Genomic DNA, 7,677 nt, shown 5'->3' on the forward strand with positions numbered 1-7,677 from the left:
GCCGACTCGCACCAGCTGATTTCCCAGCAACGCGGGCTTTCAAGGTCAACTGCACCCCACCGTGTTACCCCGCTTCGCCCCGCAGGGCTTCTCCGTCGGTTTCCAGGGCTGCGCGCAGGGCTTCGCGCCAGGGGCGCATCGGGGTCAGGCCCGCTTCTCGCCAGGCCGCGTCGGAGAGGACCGAGTACGCCGGGCGCGGGGCCGGGCGCGGGAAGTCCGCCGTCGTGCACGGCTGGACCCGGGTTTCGTCCAGGCCCAGCTCGGTGAAGATCGCTCGGGCGAAGTCGCACCAGCTCACCTGGCCGGTGTTGGTGCAGTGCAGGACCTTCTGGTCCGGGCCGCGGCGCTCGGCGACCCGTTCCGCCAGCTCCAGCAGGCCGTGCGCCAGATCCGCCGCCCAGGTCGGGGAACCGATCTGGTCCGCCACCACGGTCAGCGAATCGCGTTCGCGGGACAGGCGGATCATCGTCTTCACGAAGTTGCCGCCGCGCGCCCCGTAGACCCACCCGGTGCGCACCACCCAGGCCCGCGCGCCGGAGTCCAGGACCGCGCGTTCGCCGTCCAGCTTGGTGCGCCCGTAGACGGTGCGCGGTCCGGGTTCGTCCGTCGGCTCGTACGGGCGGTCGGCGTCGCCGCCGAAGACGTAGTCCGTGGACACGTGCAGCAGCGGGATTCCGCTGCGGTGGCACGTCTTGGCCAGCTGCGCCGGTCCTTCGACGTTCACCAGCGCAGCCCGCTCCTGGTCCTCCTCGGCGGCGTCCACCGCGGTGTAGGCCGAGGCGTTGATGACCACCGGGCGGAGTTCGGCGTCGCGGGCCGTCTCGGCGAAGGAGTCCACCGCGTCGGCGACCGCCTCGCGGTCGGTGACGTCGAGCTCGGCGGACCCCGGGGCGTGCACCAGGGCACCGGACCGCGCGGACACGATCCGGGCCAGTTCGGACCCCAGCTGCCCGCGGCCGCCCGGCACCAGGACGGCGAGGCGGCTCACCGGGCCACCGCCGCGCGGGCCTTGAGCGGCTCCCACCAGGCGCGGTTGTCCTGGTACCAGCGGATGGTCTCGCGCAGCCCCGTCTCGAAGTCGACGCGGGGCTCGTAGCCCAGTTCGCGGACGATCTTGCCGTGGTCCACCGAGTAGCGGCGGTCGTGGCCCTTGCGGTCGGCGACCGGCCGCACCATCGACCAGTCCAGGCCCATCTCGGCCAGCACCCGCTCGGTGAGCTCCTTGTTGGTCAGCTCGGTGCCGCCGCCGATGTTGTAGATCTCGCCCGGCCGCCCGGATTCTGCGACCAGCTGGATGCCCCGGCAGTGGTCGTCGACGTGCAGCCAGTCCCGCACGTTGAGGCCGTCGCCGTAGAGCGGCACCTGGTGGCCGTCCATCAGGTTGGTGATGAACAGCGGCAGCACCTTCTCCGGGAACTGGTAGGGTCCGTAGTTGTTGGAGCAGCGGGTGATGCAGACCGGCAGACCGTGCGTGCGGTGGTAGGAGCGGGCCATCAGGTCCGAGCCCGCCTTCGCCGCAGAGTATGGCGAGTTCGGCTCCAGCGCGTGCTCCTCCGGCCACGAACCGGTCTCGATGGAGCCGTACACCTCGTCGGTGGAGACGTGCACGAACTTGCCGACCTCGGCCTCGAGCGCGGCCTGCAGCAGGACGCTGGTGCCCACCACGTTGGTGACCACGAAGGCGTCCGCGCCGGTGATCGAGCGGTCCACGTGCGACTCGGCGGCGAAGTGCACGACCACGTCCACGCCGGGGAGCAGGCCGGTCACCAGCTCGCGGTCGCAGATGTCCCCGCGCACGAACTTCAGCCGCGGGTCGTCGGCGACCGGTGCCAGGTTCGCCTCGTTGCCCGCGTAGGTGAGCTTGTCCAGCACGACGACCTCGGCGTCGGCGTACGCCGGGTAGGCGCCGCCGAGCAGTTGCCGCACGTAGTGCGAGCCGATGAACCCGGCTCCGCCGGTGACCAGAATCCGCATCGCGCCCCTTCTCTCCTGTTCGATCGCCTCGCCTCGCGGGGCACCGCCGCGCACGGGGCATCGCTGCGAAGTCTGGCATGCGCTGCCCGGCACCGGCCACGCTCCCCAGTTACGCAGCGTATTATCAATGGTTCACTCTTATGAGGGTCATCACGCCAAAACTGGGATCTGCCCACCGATCCCGCGGGCCCCGTTAGCCTGCACTCGGAACACGAGCAAAATCACCTCCCGAAGGTGTAACGCCCGCGGCAGGCCAAGGAGGAAGCGGCGTGGAGGATCGGCCCAGGTGGCCAAGCGGTCCGCAGGGTCAGCCGGGCAGACCCGTGCCACCTCGCGGAAGTGGTCGAGGGCGCCCCGGCACCGGTGGCGGCCCCGCGTCGAGCGGCCGTCGCCCCGGCCGCGCGGGCAACGCTCCCCCCGCCGGCGGCCCCGGCCGCCGGACTCCGCAGAGTGAACCCCGGCAACGTCCCACGCCTCGTTCGGGCGAAGCCCAACTCCCCCCGGAGAACGACGTCTGGAGCCGCCGCCGAGGCGGCCGGGACCGGCGTGGTGGCCGGGGTGCCCGCGCCGCAGGGCGCACGCTGACCGCGCTGCTCTCCGTCCTCGTGCTGACCTCCACCGGCTTCGGCTGGGCGATGTTCCGGCCCGGCAGCGGCGGAACCTCCACCGCCGACGTGATCGGCAGCGGCTTCAACGCGCCGGACGGCGCCACCGACATCCTGCTGATCGGCAACGACAGCCGCAACGACTCCTTCGGCAACCCGCTGCCCGAGGAGGTGCTGCGCGAACTGCGCACCACGCAGGAGGGCGGCGACCTCACCGACGCGATGATCTTGGTGCGCATCCCCAACGGCGGCGGCAGCGCCAGTGCGATGTCCTTCCCCCGCGACACGCTCGTCGACCTCGGGCTCGGCCTGGGCAAGACCAAGCTCACCGAGACGATGAACAACGGCATGTCCGTCGAGCGCGCGAAGCTGAAGGAAGAAGGCGTCACCGACGAGAAGGAGATCCAGGAGAAGTCCCGGCTGGCGGGCAAGCAGCTCCTGCGCAAGACCATCGAGGACATCACCGGCGTCAGCATCGACCACTACGCCGAGGTCAACCTGCTCGGCTTCGCCGAGATCACCAAGGCCATCGGTGGTGTCGAGGTCTGCCTGAACAACGCCACCAAGGACCGGCTGTCCGGCGCCGACTTCCCCGCGGGCGTGCAGACCATCCAGGGCGCCGACGCGCTGGCGTTCGTCCGGCAGCGGCACGGGCTGATCAACGAGCTCTCCCGCGGCAAGCGCCAGCAGGTGTTCATGTCCGGGCTCGCCCGCAAGGTGATGTCCAGCGACACCCTGACCAACCCGGCGAAGCTGACCGAGCTGATCAACGCCATCAAGAAGTCGGTCACCCTGGACCCCGCGCTGGCCGACGACCTCCTGGGCTTCGCGCAGCAGATGCAGGGCATCGCCGGTGGCGACGTGCAGTTCTACACCGCACCGGTGCACCTGGTCGGCCCGTCCGGCAAGGAGGACGTCACGATCAACATCCCCGAGGTCAAGCAGTTCGCGGCGAACCTCCTGCTGTCGCCCCAGGAGCGCGAGCAGAAGATGGCCGCGCAGCAGGCCCGCGCGCAGATCACGGTCAGCGTCTACAACGCCTCCGGTGTCAGCGGTCTGGCCGCCCGGGTGCTCGACGAGCTGTCCGGGCAGGGCTTCAAGGCGGGCAGCAGCTCGAACGCCGACTCCATGGCGAACTCGGTGGTCTACTACGCGGCCGGTGACGAGCAGGCCGCCGCGCAGGTGGCCGAGTCCCTCGGCGGGCTGCGCACCGAGGTGAGCTCGAACGTCACCGCCGGGAGCGTGCAGGTCTACCTGGGCAAGGACTACAAGGGCCCGGGCGCGCAGAACTTCGCCGGTCCGCGCACGATCCGGCTCGACGGCTTCCGCCAGCAGCCGCCGCTGCACACCCAGCAGGACGTCAACGAGCAGCCCATCACCGCCGACGGGATCCCCTGCGTGGACTGACGCCCGCATCACAGCCGAAACTTGCGCGACCCGGGGCGGGCCAGCGGTTAACCTTGTCCGGCAACGCACCGCGGCGGGGGAGGCCAAGTGGGCGAACCGGAGCAGGAGACCGAGGCGGCGGAGCCGACCGCCCAGCGGCGGACCGGTTTCCGCATCGCCGGGCGCAGCGCGGTCGCGCTGATCTCCGCCGTCGTGCTCGGCATCACCGCGATCGGCTGGGTCGTGGTGGACCAGCTCTCCGACGTCAGCTCCGCCAAGGTGCTCGCCGACGGGCCGCCGACGCCGAACGACGACGACGGCGCGACCGACGTCCTGCTGGTCGGCAGCGACAGCCGCACCGACGCGCAGGGCGACCCGCTGCCGGACAGCGTGCTCAAGCAGCTGCGCACCGAGGCCATCGGCGGGCTGAACACCGACAGCCTCGTGGTGATCCGGGTGCCGCACAACAACGCCCCGACCACCGCGGTGTCCATCCCCCGCGACACGTTCGCGGAGGTGCCCGGCAGCCGCCCGGAGAAGATCAACGCGGTCTACGGGCTGACGAAGAACACCACCGCGCAGCAGCTCCGCGCCGAAGGCCGCCCGGAGCTCGAGGTCGAGCGCGAGTCGCAGCTGGCCGGGCAGCGCGCGCTGGTGCAGACGGTGCAGAACCTCACCGGGCTGCGCATCGACCACTACGCGGAGATCAACCTGCTCGGCTTCTACGAGCTCACCGAGGCCGTCGGCGGCGTCGAGGTGTGCTTGCAGCAGGACACCAGCGACAAGGACTCCGGCGCGAACTTCACCGCGGGTCGGCACACCATCTCCGGCGCGGACGCGCTCTCGTTCGTCCGGCAGCGGCACGGCCTGCCCCGCGGCGACCTGGACCGGATCGTCCGCCAGCAGGTGTTCATGGCGGCGTTGGCGAACAAGGTGCTGTCCACCGGGACGCTGACCGACCCGGCGATGGTCAACGACCTGGTGCAGGCCACCCGCCGCGCCGTGGTGCTGGACGAGGGCTGGGAACCGCTCGGCTTCGTGGAGCAGATGCAGGCGATCGCGGCCGGTCGCGTCACCTTCATGACGATGCCGGTGGCGGACACCAACGGCCGCGACGACCGCGGCCAGAGCATCGTCAGCGTCGACCCCGCTGCGACGCAGCGCTTCTTCGCCGGGCTGGCCAGCGCGCCGCCCGGCCTGGCAGCGCAACCGAAGCTGCAGCTGGACGGCACGGCCCGCCCCGAGCAGCCAATCACCTCTGACGGCAGCATCCCCTGCGTCCACTAGGGAAGCGCATTCCGCTGCGCCGGACGGTTAGGCTCGACGCATGAGCGTTACCCAGGCGCTGCTCGGACCGCTGCTGGCCGACGGGGCACCCAAGCCGCTGATCACGCACTACGACGACGCCACCGGGGCGCGCATCGAGCTGTCCCGGGCGACCACCGCGAACTGGGCGGCGAAGACGGCGAACTGGCTGGTCGACGAGCTGGACCTGGAGCCGGGAACGCCGGTGTTCGCGGCGCTGCCCGCGCACTGGCAGACGGTCGGTGTGCTGCTCGGCTCCTGGTGGTGCGGGGCGCACATCACCGACGATCCGCACGGCGCGGAGGTCGCCTTCGTGCCTGCCGACGACCTGGAACGCGGTGCGGGCGCCCGAACCACGGCGGCCGTCGGCCTCGACGCGCTGGGCGCTCCGCTGCGCGGCCTGCCGGACGGAGTCGTCGACTACGTGTCGGACATCCGCGTGCACGGCGACGACTTCAGCCCGCTGCTGCCGATCGACGGAGACACCCCGGCCCTGCTCGACCGCTCGGTGGACGAGCTCGTCGCCGACGCCCGGAAGCGGGCCGAGGCTCTGCACATCGGCCCCACCGATCGCGTGCTGTCCACACTGGAGTGGGACCTGCCGGACGGCGTGGTGGACGGTCTCCTCGCGGTGCTCGCCGGGCGGTCGTCCCTGGTGCACTGCACGAATCTCGACCCGGCGAAGCGCGAAAGCCGCCGCGAGAGCGAACGAACCACCGTCGAACTGGGGAACTGACCCGGAAACGCGAATCGGCCCACCCGATCCGGGCGGGCCGATTCGCACGCGTCAGGCCGCGAGCTGACCGGACTTCTCCGAACTGCCCCGGAACAGCCCGGAGAGCGTGTACCGAGGGCCGCTGAAGCCGAGGGCGAGGCTCGTCGCGGCGAGCACCAGCACGTACTCGAACCCGCCGTCGCTGCTGAAGAACCCGCCGCTGAGGTGCGCGGTGAACAGGGCGCCGACCATGATCGCCGCGAGCAGGATGCCGACGATCGGCAGCAGCACGCCGAGGATCAGCCCGATCCCGCCGACGACCTCGACGATCGCGGTGAACCAGGCGGCGATCGGGGGCAGGCCCAGCTGGTCGAAGGAAGCGACGACCTTGTCCATGCCGTTGAGCACGAACTTCTGGTAGCCGTGCGCGAGGAAGGTCGCGCCGACCACGATGCGCGCGACCAGCGCCATCACGTCACGAAGACGGTGCTGCATGGGAAGACCTTTCGAGGATGGGGTCTGCGGTGCTCGCAAGCATACGTGAAGCTTCAAATATCTCGCCGGGCTGAGAAGATGTTCACACGCCCCCCGGGGCGCGCAGCGGAATCGCGCCAAGTCGCCAGAAAACTGGCAAACGAGCAGTACCAGCCTTGGCTACCGGTAAGTAACATCGAGGGATGCGTGACATCCAGGCGCTCTTCACCCCTGCCGGCGAGCAGCTCGTGCCGAGCGAAGCGGCCTGCAGCCCCTGGGGCGAACTGGTCGGCGGCGGCCCGGTCGCCGGTCTGCTCGCCCGAGCCGTCGAGCGGACCAGCAACGACCCCGACCTGTTCATCGCCCGGCTCACCGTGGACCTGATGCGACCGGTCCCGGCCAACCCGCTGTCCCTCACCGCCCACCCGCTGCGCACCGGGAAGCGCCTGCAGGTGAGCGAAGCGGTCCTCACCGTCGACGGGAAGCCCTCCGCCCGAGCCACCGCCCAGCTGCTGCGCCGCAGCGACGTGGACGGCGTCGTCCCCGAGGTGCCTGCGCCCTTCCCCGGTCCGGCCGATCTCCCCGACGGGCACCTGCTGCCCCCGGAGCTCGGCCTGCGGTGGGGCGTGCACGACGTGATCCAGGTGCGGTGGGTGGAGGATCAGCGGGCCACCAGCACCAGCAAGGTGTGGATGCGCATGCCGGTCCCGCTGATCCCCGACGAGGCGCTGAGCCCGCTGGCGCAGGTCGCGGTCCTGGTCGACTGCATCAGCGCGGCCAGCCCGGTCGGTCCGATCTTCGGCCCGTGGATCAACACCGACATCACGCTCTACCTGCACCGCCCGTTCGAGGGCGAGTGGCTGGGCATGGAGATCGACCGCGACGTCCAGCCGACCGGCATCGGCGTGGCGAACGCCCGGCTCTACGACGAGCGGGGCCTCCTCGGCAGCGCGCACGAGGCCGTCATGGTCAACCAGCTCGGCTGACAGCAACGCCCCGCGGTCTGCGGGGCGCCTTGCTTCTCTTGGGAATAGAAGAAGGGCCCCTCTTTTCCGGTCTATTGACTGGAAAAGAGGGGCCCTCTTCACATAGTGTGTCGGCGGTGTCTTACTCTCCCACACCCTGTCGAGTGCAGTACCATCAGCGCTGGGGAGCTTAGCTACCGGGTTCGGAATGGGACCGGGCGGACCCTCCCCGCCATCGCCACCGACAACCCTC

At 70.7% G+C, this 7,677-nt stretch carries 7 protein-coding genes and 1 rRNA gene; 4 read left to right on the plus strand and 4 right to left on the minus strand.

The genetic code is table 11. The features are described from left to right. Positions 1-64: 64 nt before the first annotated feature. A complete protein-coding gene (gene rfbD / locus F1721_RS33460) occupies positions 65-988 on the minus strand; it encodes a dTDP-4-dehydrorhamnose reductase (RefSeq protein WP_150070856.1) in 924 nt (307 codons plus the stop codon). Beyond that, positions 985-1,974 carry a dTDP-glucose 4,6-dehydratase gene (gene rfbB, locus F1721_RS33465; protein ID WP_150070857.1) on the minus strand — a complete coding sequence of 330 codons (990 nt, stop codon included), beginning with the start codon at positions 1,972-1,974 and terminating at the stop codon, positions 985-987. Before rfbB ends, rfbD begins: the two co-directional genes overlap by 4 nt. Before the next feature lie 605 nt (positions 1,975-2,579). Here rfbB and F1721_RS33470 point away from each other — a divergent pair. From F1721_RS33470 to F1721_RS33480, 3 genes are all read left to right on the plus strand, one after another. Further along, entirely contained in the window at positions 2,580-3,986 is a 1,407-nt protein-coding gene (locus F1721_RS33470) for an LCP family protein (RefSeq protein WP_246155503.1), read from the plus strand. A gap of 87 nt (positions 3,987-4,073) precedes the next feature. Beyond that, a complete protein-coding gene (locus F1721_RS33475) occupies positions 4,074-5,252 on the plus strand; it encodes an LCP family protein (RefSeq protein WP_150070858.1) in 1,179 nt (392 codons plus the stop codon). A gap of 40 nt (positions 5,253-5,292) precedes the next feature. Continuing rightward, positions 5,293-6,006 (plus strand): TIGR03089 family protein, encoded by a 714-nt coding sequence (locus F1721_RS33480; protein WP_150070859.1) that lies wholly within the window; start codon positions 5,293-5,295, stop codon positions 6,004-6,006. A gap of 51 nt (positions 6,007-6,057) precedes the next feature. On the opposite strand, the gene F1721_RS33485 is transcribed toward F1721_RS33480, so the two are convergent. Continuing rightward, a complete protein-coding gene (locus tag F1721_RS33485; RefSeq protein ID WP_150070860.1) occupies positions 6,058-6,480 on the minus strand; it encodes a DoxX family protein in 423 nt (140 codons plus the stop codon). Between the two features lie 182 nt (positions 6,481-6,662). Between F1721_RS33485 and F1721_RS33490 the strand changes: the two genes are divergently transcribed. Next, positions 6,663-7,445: a thioesterase family protein gene (locus F1721_RS33490; RefSeq protein WP_150070861.1), complete on the plus strand. Its 783-nt coding sequence runs from the start codon at positions 6,663-6,665 to the stop codon at positions 7,443-7,445. A gap of 108 nt (positions 7,446-7,553) precedes the next feature. On the opposite strand, the gene rrf is transcribed toward F1721_RS33490, so the two are convergent. Continuing rightward, positions 7,554-7,670: ribosomal RNA gene (gene rrf / locus F1721_RS33495) — 5S ribosomal RNA — on the minus strand. Between the last annotated feature and the right edge of the window lie 7 nt (positions 7,671-7,677).

This window comes from Saccharopolyspora hirsuta, assembly GCF_008630535.1.
Lineage (GTDB): Bacteria > Actinomycetota > Actinomycetes > Mycobacteriales > Pseudonocardiaceae > Saccharopolyspora > Saccharopolyspora hirsuta.

What these genes read in the sequence shown, in the direction of transcription:
- F1721_RS33480 (WP_150070859.1), top strand. Translation starts at nt 5,293, where the DNA reads ATGAGCGTTACCCAGGCGCTGCTCGGACCGCTGCTGGCCGACGGGGCA.
- F1721_RS33490 (WP_150070861.1), top strand. Translation starts at nt 6,663, where the DNA reads ATGCGTGACATCCAGGCGCTCTTCACCCCTGCCGGCGAGCAGCTCGTG.
- F1721_RS33485 (WP_150070860.1), bottom strand. Translation starts at nt 6,480, where the DNA reads ATGCAGCACCGTCTTCGTGACGTGATGGCGCTGGTCGCGCGCATCGTG.
- rfbB (WP_150070857.1), bottom strand. Translation starts at nt 1,974, where the DNA reads ATGCGGATTCTGGTCACCGGCGGAGCCGGGTTCATCGGCTCGCACTAC.